The organism is Pseudomonas sp. VI4.1 (assembly GCF_002029345.1).
Classification (GTDB): domain Bacteria; phylum Pseudomonadota; class Gammaproteobacteria; order Pseudomonadales; family Pseudomonadaceae; genus Aquipseudomonas.
Genome location: NZ_MULM01000147.1, coordinates 46,703 through 61,430 on the forward strand (window position 1 = coordinate 46,703; position 14,728 = coordinate 61,430).

Genomic DNA, 14,728 nt, shown 5'->3' on the forward strand with positions numbered 1-14,728 from the left:
GGTGAGTCCGGCACAGCCTGCCGTTTCATAGTAAGGCTGTGCCGGTGATCTCGCCAGCGAAGCGATCAGGAAAGGTGGTAATCGGTCGGCTCGACTTCATGAGTCCGGCGCCAGAACTCTACTGCGTTGAACGGGAAGTTCTGGGTGACCCGCCCTTTGCTGTTCTTGTACCAACTGTTGACCTTGGAGAAGCCCCAGGCGCGCAAGCCATTGGCGTGGTCGACCCTCTGGTTGTAGCTCTCGAACACCTGCGGCTTGATCTCCATGCTCTGGTGCCCCCGCTCCAGCAACAGACGCACGGCATCGACGATATATGTCGCGGTGAACTCGGAGAATTGAATAATGGTGCTGTACACCACCAGCCCTGTGTTGGGCCCGTACATGCAGAACATGTTGGGGAATCCAGGCACTGTCATACCCATATAGGCCCGCGCGTCGTCATCCTTCCAGACCTCATGCAAGGCCAGGCCGTCACGCCCGGTAATGTTGATCGGCATGAGGAACTTGGAAGCGTGAAAGCCGGTGCCATAGACGATTACGTCGAACTCGTGCTCAGTGCCGTCCACACAGCAAATGCCCTTGGGCGTGATGGCCTCGATCGGCAGACGAATCATGCTGACGTTGTCGCGTTTGAGCGTCGAGATCCAAGTGCCATTGTCGCGGATGATGCGCTTGCCGCCGACCGGAGAATCCGGAATCAGCACATCGCGCAGATCAGGCCGGTCGGCAAATTGTGGCTCCATCCAGGCGCTGATTGCCTGGCGCAATTGATCGTTGCGCGCCGACACCGCGACCTCGGTCGGAGGGTAATCGACATCGACCACCACGTCTTCGAGGAAACCGACACTCTGCGGCATCACCATGGCCGCCCGATACCACAGGCTGTAGTTGGGCAAATTGGTAAGTAACCACTTGCAACTGTCGGAGATTTTCTCGTGCAGGTCAGGCGTGGGCAACAGCCAGTTGGTGGTGCGGGCAAAGACCTTCAGATCGGCAGCCGTCTTGGCCAGTTGCGGAATAAACTGGGCAGCACTCGCTCCAGTGCCGATCACACCAACCCGCTTTCCGCTCCAGTCGACGTTGTGATCCCACTGCGCCGAGTGGAAGGCCGGACCATCGAAGGTCTCGATGCCGGGGATCGCCGGAATCATCGGCCGATTTAATTGCCCTACTGCAAACACCACCACGTTGCTGTCGACGCGAGTCTGCCCTGTACTGTTGCGGCAGAGCATGTTCCAACGCTGGCTGTCTTCGTCCCAATGGGCATCGGTGACTTCGGTGTTGAACTGAATATGCTCATACAGCCCTTTCTCCCGCGCCACCGCCTGCATGTAACCGAACACCTGCGGGCCGGGGGCGAAACAATCGTCCCAGGTGCTGCGGGCAAAAGAGAAGCTGTAAAAGAAACTGTTGATGTCGATGCGGCAACCCGGGTAGGTATTTTCGCGCCAGGTACCGCCGACATCGGAGCCTTTCTCATAGACAACGAAGGGTACACCCGCCTGTTTGAAACGCAGCGCCGCGATCATGCCGCTCTCCCCAGCGCCAATGATTACCACCTTGAAGTCACGGTCGGCGGCCACATGTTCTTTATGCCAGCGTGGGGCGCGAGGGTCCTCTTCGGCGGTCACCAGTTCTTCGGCGACCAGCGGCAGATAGGGCTCGATGACAGGACCCATCAACCAAGTCCCCAAGGCATGCAGCTGGTCGCTGGTCGGGCGCGCCGGCACGGGCAACCCGCTGTCGCGGAAAGCCAATAGCCGGAGCAGGCAGAATTCACGCACCTCGGCTTCGACATCGGGGCTCATCCCGCTTCCTGCGACGCCCATGGCAACTACAGGTTTCCAGTCCGGCTTGAGCACATCGAGGTCGCCGGTCAGGTGCGCGACAGTCATCAGTAAGGTCGGAATATCGGCCCCCTGCAAATGGCCACGCAGGGTTTCTTCATCACAGTCAAGGGAAGCCAAAGTAGTGTTATAGGCGCTCATGGGTAAACCTCTTGTTCTTGTTGTCGGGGATCATTGATCGGTCGTACGGGGTTTAAACGGCCTGCAACCAGGGATCGATCTGGTCACTCAGCCAATCCAGCGCCTCGCGGCTGGCACGCAGGAAAGGAATGGTCACGAAGCCGTGCATCTGCCCGCTGAAACAGCGTTCACTCACAACGATGCCGGCCTGCGCCAGCCGGTTGGCGTAGGCTTGGCCTTCGTCGCGCAGCACATCGAATTCCGCAGTCAGCACCACCGCCGGTGGCACGCCACGAAAGTCCTTTGCCGCTAACGGTGATGCCGAAACCTGCTGGCGCTCGTCGGCATCCGGCAGGTAGTGATCCCAGAACCAACGCATGTCCTCACGGGTCAGCAGCAGTTGCCGTTGCGGGTCGAGATAACCAGGCCCATCGAGATCAGCCTGGGTCGCCGGATAGATCAACACCTGCAAGGCCCAGCGCAACTGGCCTCGCTGGGCAGCACGCTGGGCGAACACGGCCGCCAGGTTGCCGCCGGCACTGTCGCCCGCGACTATCAACGTGCCGTTGGCCGAGCCGGCGAGCTGCTCGCGACGGTCCATCAGCCACTGAGCGGCGCGCTCAACGTCATCGAGGGCAGCCGGAAAAGGAAACTCCGGGGCCAGGCGGTAATCGACGAGGACGACGGTGCAGTCGGTACGGTGCGCCAACTGGCGAGCGAAGTGGTCGAAGTCATCGAGCCCACCCACAACCCAGCCCCCGCCATGCAGGTAGAGGATGGCGCCGCGTACCGAGGCGCTGGGCGTCAATACACGCAGGCGTGTCCCGCCCAATTGCACGTCCTCGACGCTGTGCATGGTTGGCCCCTGAGCCAACGGACGCAGGCTCGCCATGACTTCACGAGCCTCGTAGGGATTCATCAAATGAAACGGTTTCAGGCCGCTCTCGGCCAATTGCTCAAGCAATCGGGCAGACTCGACATCAAGCGTCATAGCGTTGCTCTCCTGTCATGGGTGCACCTGCTCGGGTGCGTTGTGAACCTCGGCCAACCACAGCACCCCGTCCTGCTCATACACCGGGACACTGTCCAGGTTCGCGCCCTCACAAGGTCCATCGATGCAGCGGCCATCTTCGAAACGGAACATCGCCCCGTGATGCGCGCACATCAGCAGTCGTGTCTGGTAGGTGCTGAACAGCCCCGGTTGATAGTCCAAGGGGATGGAAAAATGCGGGCAGCGGTTACGGTAGACCCACACCTGCGTGCCCCGTCGCACTGCGATCACGGCAGTGGCCTGGCCCCGCAGCGTCGCCTCAAACCCGAGTGCTCCGCCATCGGGCACCTGATCGAAAGCGCACAGCCGAATATCTGCCATGGCTCACGCTCCCATTTGGGGATTACCCAAGCCCCAGTACCAGGGCCGGATCTCGACGCGCTCGAACAGCCCTGCCCGGGCATAAGGATCATCGGCAAAAAAAAGCCTCGGCCTCGCTTAAACTACCTGCCTCCACTACCAGCAAAGTGCCATTCATGACGCCTTCGCAGCCGTTCAACGTCGGCCCGCCCAAGCGCACCACCACGCGATGCGGGTGGGGCTCGCGCAGATACTCACGATGCAAAGGGCGGATCTCGCTGCGCAAAGGCCCGCGGTCGGGCTTGTCGGTGGCGAAGATGGCAAAGAAATGATTCATGCCGTGGCCTCCAGGACGAAGTCGAAACTCGCGATGTGGAAATCCGTGCCGATATCGAACTGCTCGGCCAAGGGATCGCTGACGGACCGTGGTTCGTACAAGACCCGCAGCGAATCCTTGACCCCAAATACTGCGTCAGAATCGATATAGGGATCGTCGTCGTTGAACAGATGGGTCACCAGTCGGCGATGCCCCCTCGCATCCAGCATGAAATGCTGATGCGCCGGCCGCCACGGATGGCGGCCGCTGGCCTTCAGCAGGTCGCCAACCGGGCCGTCGGTGGGGATCGGATAACTTACCGGCACCACGCTGCGAATCGCATAGCGCCCCTGTTCATCGGCGTGGTAACGACCGCGCAGGTTGCCGTGCGGCTGCGCGAGATCCTGACCCGAGTACTGACCGTTTTCCGCGGTCTGCCACACGTCCAGGGTGGCCCCCGGCAAGGGGTTGCCACAAGCATCGCGCACGTAACCGGTGATCAACGAGGCGCTGCCAGGAATCAGCGCCATGTTTTCGCCGTATTCCCGTTCGGGCATACCGGCCATGTAGAACGGCCCGAACACCGTGCTCTGCGTCGCCTCTACGGCACCGCGGTGCTGGATGGCGTCGACTAACATGGACAGCCCCAGCACATCCGAGAGCAGAATAAATTCCTGGCGAACCACGTCGTCACACTTCTGCCCGGTGGCTGTCAGGAACCGGATCGCCTGCAACCATTCGGCCTCATTAAGCTCGACTTCACTGGCAAACTGGTGCAGATGCGACACCAGTTTCTCCAGCAAAAAACGCAGACGTGCATCGGGAGTTTGCGCAAAGCTGTTGATGGCGCGCATGGTTATCTCGCGCTCGGAAGACAAGTCGAGGTTATTCATCTTGTTATTCTCGTGTGGCAATCGTTGGAAAGCGGCACCACCCTCAGGCCGGTGCTTGCCCCTTCAGCGCTCGGGTCAGCAATGCCTCAATGGCATCCTGTTCGAACGGGCGCGGGTTGTAGTAAGGGCTGGCGCAGGCAATGCGCGCCGCTTCGGCCGGGCCTTGCTCGGGAAAGCCGATCTCGGCCAACGCGAGTGGAATGCCAAGGCGACGGTTCAACTCGTACAACAATGGCCCCACTTCATCGGCGTGCTCACCACCCAGCGCTCGTGCAGCGCGGCGTAACGGCTCGGCCGCTGCACTGCGGTTGTAATGCGCCGCATGGGGCAGGACGATGGCGTGGGCTTGGGCGTGTGGCAGGTTGAAGGTACCGCCGAGGGTGTGGCACAACTTGTGGTGGACCGCCATACCCACCGAGCCCAGGCAGATACCGGCCAACCATGCGCCTTGCAACGCCTGGCCACGGGCCTCGACGTTTTGCGGGTCATCGACGATTTTCGGCAGTGCCTGTGCCAAGGCGCGGATCGATTCTTCGGCCATCAACGAGATCACCGGATTGGCATCTTCGGCATACAGGGCTTCAATCGCATGGGCCATGGCGTTCATGCCCGAGCAGGCCGACATACCTACCGGCAGAGTCAACGTCAGCTCCGGGTCATAAATCACGGTCTTGGGCAGGACGCGCTGGTCTCGCCCAGTTTTCTTCAGGCGGTTTTCGGTGAGGCCATAGATCGGGGTCATCTCCGATCCAGCGTAAGTGGTTGGGACCGCCAGGATCGGCAAACCGCTGTCCATGGCAATCGCCTTGCCCAGGCCGATGGTCGAACCACCGCCTACGGCCACGCAGCAATCCGCTTCGCGGCGCACGGCCTCCTCGCGGGCCGCTTGTGCTGTTTCCAGCGGCACGTGCATCACCGCGTAGGGATAGACACCCGCGCTGCGATCACCCAGTAACCTGGCGACCTGTTCGCCCAGTTCCTGTTGCTCCGGGGTGGTCAGGATCAGCGCGCGACGGGCGCCCAGGCGCTGGATTTCGTCACTGAGGCTGGCCAGTTTACCGGCACCGAAAATCACTCGGGTCGGCGTGCCTTGATAGATGAATGCGTTCATGAGGTCGCCTCAGCGCGGGTAGTGGGGAAGGATTTTGGCATCGACGTTGACCCATACCGAGCGAGCCTCGGTGTAGTCGTGGATGGCCTCGAAGCCCATCTCCCGGCCATAACCGGATTGACCCAGACCGCCAAACGGGCTGCCAGGGCTGACACGCTTGTAGCAGTTGATCCAGCACATGCCGACGTTGATTTTTTCCGCCACACGATGGGCGCGCTGCAGGTCACGGGTCCACAGACCACTGCCTAATCCGTACGCCGTTCCGTTGGCTATCTCGAGCGCCTCTTCCTCGGTGGAAAACCGCAGCACGGTCACGAAGGGGCCGAACACCTCTTCCTGGGCCACACGGTCACTTGGCTTGGCTTCAACGATGGTCGGCTCGATATAAAAACCCGAGGCCAACTCGGGATCGCTCGGCGCCTTGCCTCCGGTGAGGACGCGGCCGCCCTGCTCGCGAGCGATGTCGCCGAACGACAGCACGCGGTCGCGGTGCAACGCAGAGGTCAGTGGGCCCATTTCGGTATTCGGGTCCAGGGGATCGCCCAGGCGGATGGACCTGGCCAAGGTGACAAAGCGCTCAAGAAACTCATCGGCGATGCTGTCTTGCAACAACAACCGCGAACCTGCGATGCAGGCTTGGCCCTGATTGTGGAAGATCGCCCAGGCCGCGCCGTTGACTGCGGCGTCGAGGTTGGCGTCTTCGAAGACGATGTTGGCCCCCTTTCCGCCCAACTCCAGTTGCACGCGTTTCAGGTTGCCCTGGGAAGCTTCGACGATGCGCCGCCCGGTGGCGGTAGAACCGGTGAAGGCGATCTTGCCGACATCGGGGTGTTCGGCCAGGCGTTGCCCGGCGGTATGGCCATAGCCTGGGACGATATTGACCACGCCGTCTGGAAAGCCCACTTCTTTCATCAGCTCGGCGATGCGCAGCGTCGAAAGTGGCGTCAGCTCCGACGGTTTCAGCACCACTGTATTACCCGCGGCCAGCGCCGGGCCCATCTTCCAGCTGGTGAACATCAGCGGAAAATTCCACGGCACGATCTGCCCCACAACACCGATCGGCTTGCGCTGCACGTAATTGAGAAAGCCGGCATCCACCGGAATAACCTTGCCTTCGATCTTGTCGGCGATACCGCCAAAATAGCGGAAACAGGCGGCGGTGCGCGGTACGTCGAGGATCCGTGAATCACGTAGGGGATGGCCGGTATCCAACGACTCCAGATGCGCCAGCTCATCGCTGCAAGCCTCGATGCGATCGGCCAGCTTCAAAAGCAGACGCCCCCGCTCAGCGCCCGGCGTGGCAGCCCAGGCTGGGAATGCGCGCTTGGCGGCTGCCACGGCGAGATCAACGTCTTCGGCCTGCGCCGCGGCAATGCGCGTGATCAGCTCGCCATTGGTAGGATTGACGACATCGATCTCGCCCCCTTCGAGGGCGGGGACGAACTGGCCATCAATGAACAATTGGTTTTGCATGAGCAAAGACTCCCTGCAGTGCCTGGATAGGCACTGTGAAATGCACTGGTATGGGAATGCCGGCCCAGCCTGAATCGCTGGGCTGCGGTGATTAGAATTCGACGGGGTACGGCTTGAGTTCGCCGCTTTCGTAACGCTGAGGCAGGTTAGGCGTGGCGTTCTCCCAGACCAGCAGCATCGAGCGCTTAGTCGAGTAACCCTGGTGACGGATGTCGGCGGGCATCGCGCAGATGTCGCCGGCACGCATGGTGATCCGCGCACGAGGATTGCCATCATCCTTGTCGCCAATATCCCAGACGATCTCGTCGCTGAGCTGCAAGAACCACTCGATCCGGTCATTGCCATGGACAATCGGCAGGATGAACTCTTCGGTGGTCGGGCAGAACAGACTGGTGCCGCACACCGAAGTTACCGACGGGTTCCAGCTCACGTCAGAGCGTGACAGATACTTGTATAGACTGAAGGCATGCAGTTGGCCTTCAAAACCTTCGGCGGCATGTACCTCGGGTTCGTCCTGGGCTACATCGGCGAAATGGCGGTTGACCGGCAGGTCGTCGCGCAGTGGTGAATCTCCTTCCAAGCCTGGCATGCGGCGGGTGGCAACGCGGAAGCGCTCGATCGCCTCGATGTTATCGCCGTTTTTGCGGCCAAACGCCGTACCGGTTTCGCTAGGCGCGGCAAACGGGTCAAAGCCGGCGTTGGTCCAGTCGCGCAGGATCGACTTGAAAGTGGCCATGATCTGCGGCGTATCGAACTGCTCGGTATAGTCGACACCTGCTGCTTTCAGCACGCCATTGAAGGTACCCGCGTACATGTCGACTTTGCCGTACAGATTGCGGGTGCCGACGACGTGGTCGAAGTTGACCCAGCCGTAGAAGAAGCCCCACGCCACATCGCGCATCACCGCACGCAGGAATGCATCGGCGGGGATCAAGTGCGAGCGTTGCTCTCCCTTGGCCGGCCATTCGATGCGAGCGAAGTATTCATCTCGTGAGAGCTTGAAGGAGCCCAGGTTAAACGCTTTGTAACCGGTGACTGGGTGAGCGGCACTGGCATCTACCAGGGTATCAAAGATAAGTGCACTTTCAGTTTCAACTGCTTCGAGCATAGCCATGATCGGCTCCTGTTATTTTTGGATTAATGTCGAGGTCAGAACACAATCATTTCAAGCAGATGTCAGCCCACCTCTCGATGCTGAGGGAGCCCTGTACGGTTTGCTGCAGGAGCACGCAGGGGATGCTCGCTTCAAAGCGGTAAGCGCAGCCGGCCGGTAGCAGCGCCTGATGGCCGCGCTTGAGGAGCACGTAGCCCATCGGCCGACCTTTAGGCAGTTCACCGGCCAGCTGGGTGCCGTCGCCTTGGGCCGTTGCCGCGTCGAGCTTGAGAAAGTCGACGCGAACAATGCCGTCAACGGCGATGACGAATTCGTCGTGGGCGCAGGTGAACCAAGGGGAAGTGCCTTCAGCGCGGATGGCTTCGATCACATAGCCGAGATTAAGGCCTACGACGACTTTCTCGTAGGGTGCCGATTGCGCGGCGACTTCGAAAATATTGGAAAAGGCATAGTGGCTTTTTTTGCCAGTGACCAGTTCAATCGAGCCCTTGGTGTACTGCGCCAGCGAGCCGAAAACCGTATTGAATGCAGGTTGGGTACTCATCGTTTTAGCCCTGTTTATTTTTGTGTTGAGTGGCTAAACGTTAAGCCGCGTCCCCGTGTCCTAACAAGGCCATTATGAGCGAAATGACTGTTCGCGAAACGCGAACAGTATTGCTGAAACCCTGCAGCTCGCTTGAGCGTAGAGGCGGTGATGGATCAGTTGTTCGTTTTTGACGAACAGTCATTTCGCAATATTGTCCTTGTTGTGCAAGGGCGATGAACTTACCGTCTGGGTACTCGACTATAAAAAGAACAGGCCAAGCCATGAGTATCCAACCACCATTTAGACGATCTTCGAATCGTTCCAGCTCTGTCTGATCGACTTTAAACAATAACAATAAGGTAAATGCTCTATGCGTATTCCTATCGCATCACTGTGCGCGGTGTTTTCATGCACCCTGTGCGCGGCGCCTCCCTCTCAGCCTGGAGAAGGTGACTTGGCAACCTGGCTTATACCTGGATTGGAGAGAGATACCGGCATCAGGATTTACGGCGTCGTGGATGCAGGGTATTCCCGCAACAATACATCGACCGCTAGTGAGCGCCATGGTGGCCTGACCAATTTGCCCGTGGCAGGATACGCCGACGAAAAGTTCCAGTTATCCTTTTTCAACTTATTCATTGAAAAGCCTCTTAATACCACCTATGTTCCGCGCGCTACGCCATTACCAGGACCGCAGCCGACCGATACGTCATTCGGCTTCACTTTTGGGTTGCTCTATGGCCGCGACGGTCAATTTGCGCGAACCACAGGTTGGGATGAGCATTGGGGGGTGAATGAACCTGGTGCATCAGACCCCGCCAAAGCTCAGCGACGCCGGCAAAACTTCTACGCATTTCCCGACTTGTTTGGTACGGCCTATTTGCCTGTTGGCACAGGGATCAGCGTCATGGCCGGGATCTTCGGACCAGGCGTAGGCTACGAGATACCGCCGAACATCCGGATTGCGCGCAACGCTTTTGCTACCAAAACCTACGCATTTGTAACCGAGCCAGCAACCGTCAGCGGCGTGGTTTTGGGCACTAGATTGATGACTACGCAATCAAGTCTGCTCGGCGGCGAAATAGGAATTGTGCAGGGCTGGAATAACCTGAGAGACAATAACGACAGCAAATCAATATTAGGCGCAATACGTTGGCGCAGAGCCGATATGCGAGGATGGATCGATTATGAGTTTATTATTGGCGACGAACAGAATAAATCTATCGATGATATTCAAGCCCCCACTTCTCGGTTGATATCATCAAGTGGCCAACTCAAACAGCAACATTCACTGAATGGCTGGTTCGCGCTTGACCAGCACTGGTCTATCGGCGCCGAGGCGGTGTATGGACACCAAAGTGGCGACGGCAAAGTTGATACTGTCGACATCGTGACCGGCCCGCGGTTCTCAGGCGCTCACTGGTGGGGCGTCAATAGTTCTCTGAGCTATCACTATCGCAGCGACCTTATCTTCTCGGCGAGGGCGGAACATTTCGCGGACCCCGACGGCTTCGCGCTATTCCCCGTATCAATAGCACACGGTGCATTTAATGCCCTGACCTTGGGATTTCGCTATGAAGCAACGCGAAATTTATCGTTGCGCCCTGAAATCCGATATGACTGGTTCACCGGCAGCGATGATGACAACCCCTTTGGCAATGGCAGGGACCGCAAACAAGCTACAGCGACTGTGCAAGCGCTTTATTATTTTTGACCGCTGTCACCGAAACCCTACTTGCGCTACGTGAACGAACCGCGGCGAGGCTATCGATGCGGTTTGGCGTCCGCGCGATCGATTCGCCCCGAGGACAGCCTGATACAAGAGGCTATGCGCCAGTCCAAGCAGAACGTCTCCGGGGCCGCACGCCTGCTGGGACTAAGCCGCCCGGCTTTAGACTATCGCCTGAAAAAAATCGGACTCGAAGGCTAGAGGCTGGGGTGGATTCGAGCAGCACATGCTCGGCGTCGCCCCAGTCAGTTAGGGGCGCAACAAGGACCCGGCCAATCGTTAGTTGCGCCAGCTGATGTTCGAGTTGTTTTCTGATTGAAAGGGCCCCACTCAAGAGGCTCGACGGCCTGAATATTCGACATCATCAAACTTTCCCTCCCAACCGCCTCTACCACCTTCACGCCAGCACCAAGCCCCCGGATGATCAGGACTCCTAACCGTTCACATCAAGGAGCCAGACATGCTGGATCAACAGTCCCGGGAAATTGTAAGCCGCGCGATAGCGCTGGCGAACGAGCAAGGTTTCGCAATCTGCATCAGTGTGGTCGATGAGTCGGGCCTGCTTCGGGCCTTCCTGCGGATGGATGACGCCATACCCGGCGCAATAGAGGTCGCGATCAAGAAAGCCCGCACCGCGGCGCTGTTTCGTACCGACAGCGCTGAGCTTGGTGTACGGGCTCAGCCAGGCGGCGATATCTACAGCCTGGAGGGCACCAATGGCGGGCTGATCAGCTTCGGCGGCGGCATCGTCCTGCACGACGCCCACGGCAAGGTCATCGGTGGACTCGGGATCTCGGGTGCGACGGTCGAGGCGGACCAGGACATTGCCCTGCGCGCTGGACGACCCTGAGTTCGCTCAAACCCTGGCCCATCTACCGTTAAAGCATTCACGAAGGGTGGCCAACGCCAGCGCGTTGGCCACCATCAACTTCAAACCGTTATCTACTTGAGGAATGACTCATGCAGCCGTCTACAACAACAAAACTCGCGAGTGAACCTGGATGTGACCCGATTTGCCTTTGGAACCTCCCCCGTCGGCAACCTGTTTCGTCCCACCGACGAAGCCACGTCCGATGCGATGTTCCAACGTGCCTGGGAAGGTGGCGTCCGCCTCTTCGACACAGCCCCCATGTATGGGCACGGTCTGGCCGAACTGCGCACGGGACATTCATTGCGCTGGAAAAATCGCGATGAGTTCGTGATCTCCTCCAAGGTCGGACGCGTGCTCAAGGCCAAACCGCGTTCGCAAATCGACTTCAGTCCCTGGAGCAACGCGGCCCCGAACGAAATGACCTTCGACTACAGCTATGACGGCACCATGCGCTCGTTCGAAGACTCGCTGCAGAGGTTGGCGCTGGAGCGGATAGACATTTGCTTCATCCATGACATTGACGTGTTTACCCGTGGATCGGAGCAGCCCGAGGTCTTCAAGCAAGCCATGGACGGCGCCTGGCGTGCGCTTTCACAGTTACGCGACGAAGGAGTGGTCAAAGCCATTGGCGTTGGGGTCAACGAATGGCAAGTCTGCCATGAAGCCCTGCAACAGCGGGATTTCGACTGCTTTCTGCTGGCCGGTCGCTACACGCTGCTCGAGCAGGACTCGCTCGATGAGTTCTTGCCGCTGTGCGAGAAACGAGGGGCCGCCGTTCTGATCGGAGGCGGGTTCAATTCAGGCATATTGGCCACTGGCGCCATCGAGGGCGCCCGCTATAACTATGCCCCGGCTCCGGCCCCGATCTTGGAGCGTGTTCGTGCAATCGAAGGGGTTTGCAAAGCCTATGGCGTGCCTCTACCGGCCGCCGCCATGCAATTCGTGGTGGCTCACCCGGCTATTCCTTCATTCGTCGCAGGTACCCGGACCCCGGAACAACTGGAGAAGAATCTTGAATGGTTCAGTCACCCGATTCCCGTCGAGTTCTGGGCGGAACTCAAGCATAAAGGTTTACTGAGGGAAGACGCGCCGACTCCACACTGATGACTGAAAAAAGCCACGACCTGGTGTCGTGGCTTTAATGCGTGGGGCCTTAAGCCTTGCACCGCCCATGCAGACGCCTTCGCCAGCAAGCCGGCTCCCACAGAGTTTGGCGGAGGCCACCATTGATCTGTACGCCGCTAATCCATGTAGGAGCTGGCTTGCCAGCGAAGGCCAAGGGGCTAAAAACTGCTCTGGATTTTCACCCCCGCTACCCAGGCATTATCCACCTCGCTGACGCCTCCCGGATTGCTTACGTACTGGACATTGGGACGGATGATCAACCACTTCGTCGCATGGACGCCATAGTACAACTCGGCGTCATACTCGTTGCCTTGCACCGGCTGATAGGCGGGGTTGTCATAGTCCGTCTGGTTGTTGGCCTGGTTGAGGGCTTTTTGATTATTGCGATATCGCGAGTTGGTGCTGACCCGCGCCACACCCAACCCGAGGTCGTCCTGGGGACGGGCATCGAACAGACCTTTATAGGTCAAGCCGGCCTGAATAAAATGCCCGACCTGACTGGTTTCCCGATCCTGCACCGTGACGTTGGCGAACAGCGACAAACCACGTGCGGGATCACCGCCATGCGTGGTGACCTGCTGCTGCGCGACCATCCAGTAACCGTATTTGCTGTCGCGTGAGACCAGGTCGCTGGAAACATCACCCGGCACTTCACGGCTTTCAACGTCGGTTGCATCGGCTGTGCTGTAATAGGCGCCGACCCGATATTCGCCAGACAACGCGTTCACCGTCGGCGTCCAGAGCAACTCGATCGGCAGGATCAAACCTTTACCGCCACTCAAGTTCAGCTTGAAGCCATTGTTGTCCTCCAGCAGCGACGGGTTGTGCTCGTAAGCGCCCACTTGCACGAACACTTGCGGTGCCAGCTCATATTTGACTCGCCCGGCCCACTGCGAAATCGGCCAGTTGTACCAGATTCCGCTCCCCGCCCAGTTGCCCATTTGCGAGCCGCACAAGGCCAGGTTCTGGAAGTCGCAGGGAAAGCTGTTGAAATCCTCGCCTTCACCGAAACGTCCGAATTTGACGTTGAGTTTCTGGTCAAGGTACGACTGGCTGATCCACATCTGCGTCAACCGCCACGTCTGCCCCCTGCCCCAGACTTCCTGGGTCGAGGAATACATCGGCGCACGCGGGTCGCTGATGCGGTCATTGGTGATGTTACGACCTTCCCGTTCGGTGATCGCCAGCTTGAAGGTTGCGTCGTGCCAACCGAAAATCTTCTCCAGGTCCAGTTTCGCGCCCAAGGTGAACTGCCCGCTCCAGCGTGCCGTTCGATCCTGGTTGTAACCGCCGTGGGCGTTGTAACCCAGCTCCCCGACATAATCGAGGGTGAAGTCATAACCCTTCTGCAGAAGTTCGTTGCGTGTGCCTCCCCAATCACCTGTCATACCCGCTGCATCGGGGTCGAAAGGCCCCGCCGCACTCGCCTGGCTGGACATGGATAATGCTGAACCGGTAGCAATGAAACCCGTAATCAGGGCGCAGGAAAGCCTCCCGCGCGAATGAGCGTTATACATTTTGTGGCGACCTCTGTTGTTATTAATATGAGTCTTGAGCGCACAACCCTTCGATCACGGCATGTTTGAAAACATGCCGCGTCGATTCACTGACAGCGTTTAAATCATTGTGTAACTAACGTTCCTTCATTGCTTACAACGAAGACTGAAGTTGCGGCAATGCCTCGAACAAGTCGGCCACCAGGCCATAATCGGCCACCTGGAAGATCGGTGCTTCTTCGTCCTTGTTGATCGCAACGATCACCTTGGAGTCTTTCATGCCGGCCAGGTGCTGGATCGCGCCGGAGATACCGACCGCGATGTACAGCTGTGGCGCAACGATCTTGCCGGTCTGTCCGACCTGCATGTCGTTGGGGACGAAACCGGCGTCGACCGCGGCGCGGGAAGCACCGACGGCAGCGCCCAGCTTGTCGGCCAGGGCGTACAGGTGTTTGAAGTTGTCGCCGTTCTGCAGACCGCGACCGCCGGACACGACGATTTTGGCAGCGGTCAGTTCTGGGCGATCGGACTTGGCCAGTGCTTCGCCAAAGAAGCTGGAGATGCCAGCGTCGTGGGCAGCCGCAACGGCTTCAACCGATGCCGAACCACCTTCAGCGGCGACCGGGTCAAAACCGGTGGCCCGCACGGTGATCACTTTGACCGATGCATTTGACTGCACAGTGGCGATGGCGTTACCGGCATAGATCGGGCGCTTGAAGGTGTCAGCGCTTTCTACCGAGATGATCTCGGAGATCT

The 14,728-nt window shown here is 59.0% G+C and carries 13 protein-coding genes and 2 pseudogenes; 4 read left to right on the forward strand and 11 right to left on the reverse strand.

All coding sequences use genetic code 11. The features are described 5' to 3' along the window. Nucleotides 1–65: 65 nt before the first annotated feature. The 9 genes and pseudogenes from BZ163_RS13750 to BZ163_RS13790 form a co-directional block, all read right to left on the reverse strand. Entirely contained in the window at nt 66–1,988 is a 1,923-nt protein-coding gene (locus BZ163_RS13750) for an NAD(P)/FAD-dependent oxidoreductase (protein ID WP_128871362.1), read from the reverse strand. A gap of 52 nt (nt 1,989–2,040) precedes the next feature. Further along, nucleotides 2,041–2,958 (reverse strand): alpha/beta hydrolase, encoded by a 918-nt coding sequence (locus BZ163_RS13755; protein ID WP_128871363.1) that lies wholly within the window; start codon nt 2,956–2,958, stop codon nt 2,041–2,043. Between the two features lie 15 nt (nt 2,959–2,973). Further along, nucleotides 2,974–3,339: a Rieske 2Fe-2S domain-containing protein gene (locus BZ163_RS13760; protein WP_128871364.1), complete on the reverse strand. Its 366-nt coding sequence runs from the start codon at nt 3,337–3,339 to the stop codon at nt 2,974–2,976. 3 nt (nt 3,340–3,342) lie between these two features. Continuing rightward, nucleotides 3,343–3,655: pseudogene (locus BZ163_RS13765) on the reverse strand (YciI family protein). After that, nucleotides 3,652–4,527 carry a dioxygenase gene (locus tag BZ163_RS13770; RefSeq protein ID WP_128871365.1) on the reverse strand — a complete coding sequence of 292 codons (876 nt, stop codon included), beginning with the start codon at nt 4,525–4,527 and terminating at the stop codon, nt 3,652–3,654. The pseudogene BZ163_RS13765 and the gene BZ163_RS13770 overlap by 4 nt, the downstream one beginning before the upstream one ends. Nucleotides 4,528–4,570: 43 nt before the next feature. Further along, nucleotides 4,571–5,638: a maleylacetate reductase gene (locus BZ163_RS13775; RefSeq protein ID WP_128871366.1), complete on the reverse strand. Its 1,068-nt coding sequence runs from the start codon at nt 5,636–5,638 to the stop codon at nt 4,571–4,573. A gap of 9 nt (nt 5,639–5,647) precedes the next feature. After that, nucleotides 5,648–7,111: an aldehyde dehydrogenase family protein gene (locus tag BZ163_RS13780; RefSeq protein WP_128871367.1), complete on the reverse strand. Its 1,464-nt coding sequence runs from the start codon at nt 7,109–7,111 to the stop codon at nt 5,648–5,650. A gap of 91 nt (nt 7,112–7,202) precedes the next feature. Beyond that, entirely contained in the window at nt 7,203–8,225 is a 1,023-nt protein-coding gene (locus BZ163_RS13785; RefSeq protein ID WP_128871368.1) for a hydroxyquinol 1,2-dioxygenase, read from the reverse strand. 46 nt (nt 8,226–8,271) lie between these two features. Then, nucleotides 8,272–8,769 carry a hydroxyquinol 1,2-dioxygenase gene (locus BZ163_RS13790; protein WP_128871369.1) on the reverse strand — a complete coding sequence of 166 codons (498 nt, stop codon included), beginning with the start codon at nt 8,767–8,769 and terminating at the stop codon, nt 8,272–8,274. 352 nt (nt 8,770–9,121) lie between these two features. Between BZ163_RS13790 and BZ163_RS13795 the strand changes: the two genes are divergently transcribed. The 4 genes and pseudogenes from BZ163_RS13795 (at nt 9,122) to BZ163_RS13810 (ending at nt 12,455) form a co-directional block, all read left to right on the forward strand. After that, nucleotides 9,122–10,465, forward strand: a complete 1,344-nt coding sequence (locus BZ163_RS13795) for an outer membrane beta-barrel protein (protein WP_128871370.1) — start codon at nt 9,122–9,124, stop codon at nt 10,463–10,465. 90 nt (nt 10,466–10,555) lie between these two features. Then, nucleotides 10,556–10,681 (forward strand): annotated as a pseudogene (locus BZ163_RS35610) (helix-turn-helix domain-containing protein); the annotation flags it as partial. Between the two features lie 259 nt (nt 10,682–10,940). Then, nucleotides 10,941–11,330 (forward strand): heme-binding protein, encoded by a 390-nt coding sequence (locus BZ163_RS13805; protein WP_128871371.1) that lies wholly within the window; start codon nt 10,941–10,943, stop codon nt 11,328–11,330. A gap of 153 nt (nt 11,331–11,483) precedes the next feature. Then, nucleotides 11,484–12,455 (forward strand): aldo/keto reductase, encoded by a 972-nt coding sequence (locus BZ163_RS13810; RefSeq protein WP_218190512.1) that lies wholly within the window; start codon nt 11,484–11,486, stop codon nt 12,453–12,455. Between the two features lie 179 nt (nt 12,456–12,634). Here BZ163_RS13810 and BZ163_RS13815 read toward each other — a convergent pair whose 3' ends face one another. Both BZ163_RS13815 and BZ163_RS13820 read right to left on the reverse strand, forming a co-directional pair. Then, nucleotides 12,635–13,993: a carbohydrate porin gene (locus BZ163_RS13815; protein WP_128871373.1), complete on the reverse strand. Its 1,359-nt coding sequence runs from the start codon at nt 13,991–13,993 to the stop codon at nt 12,635–12,637. Nucleotides 13,994–14,126: 133 nt separating this feature from the next. Then, nucleotides 14,127–14,728, reverse strand: a 602-nt coding sequence (locus BZ163_RS13820; RefSeq protein WP_218190513.1) for an electron transfer flavoprotein subunit alpha/FixB family protein, incomplete at its 5' end; no start/stop codon positions are given.

Coding starts and splice junctions, on each gene's coding strand:
- BZ163_RS13750 (WP_128871362.1), bottom strand. CDS start 1,988: ATGAGCGCCTATAACACTACTTTGGCTTCCCTTGACTGTGATGAAGAA.
- BZ163_RS13755 (WP_128871363.1), bottom strand. CDS start 2,958: ATGACGCTTGATGTCGAGTCTGCCCGATTGCTTGAGCAATTGGCCGAG.
- BZ163_RS13760 (WP_128871364.1), bottom strand. CDS start 3,339: ATGGCAGATATTCGGCTGTGCGCTTTCGATCAGGTGCCCGATGGCGGA.
- BZ163_RS13770 (WP_128871365.1), bottom strand. CDS start 4,527: ATGAATAACCTCGACTTGTCTTCCGAGCGCGAGATAACCATGCGCGCC.
- BZ163_RS13775 (WP_128871366.1), bottom strand. CDS start 5,638: ATGAACGCATTCATCTATCAAGGCACGCCGACCCGAGTGATTTTCGGT.
- BZ163_RS13780 (WP_128871367.1), bottom strand. CDS start 7,111: ATGCAAAACCAATTGTTCATTGATGGCCAGTTCGTCCCCGCCCTCGAA.
- BZ163_RS13785 (WP_128871368.1), bottom strand. CDS start 8,225: ATGGCTATGCTCGAAGCAGTTGAAACTGAAAGTGCACTTATCTTTGAT.
- BZ163_RS13790 (WP_128871369.1), bottom strand. CDS start 8,769: ATGAGTACCCAACCTGCATTCAATACGGTTTTCGGCTCGCTGGCGCAG.
- BZ163_RS13795 (WP_128871370.1), top strand. CDS start 9,122: ATGCGTATTCCTATCGCATCACTGTGCGCGGTGTTTTCATGCACCCTG.
- BZ163_RS13805 (WP_128871371.1), top strand. CDS start 10,941: ATGCTGGATCAACAGTCCCGGGAAATTGTAAGCCGCGCGATAGCGCTG.
- BZ163_RS13815 (WP_128871373.1), bottom strand. CDS start 13,993: ATGTATAACGCTCATTCGCGCGGGAGGCTTTCCTGCGCCCTGATTACG.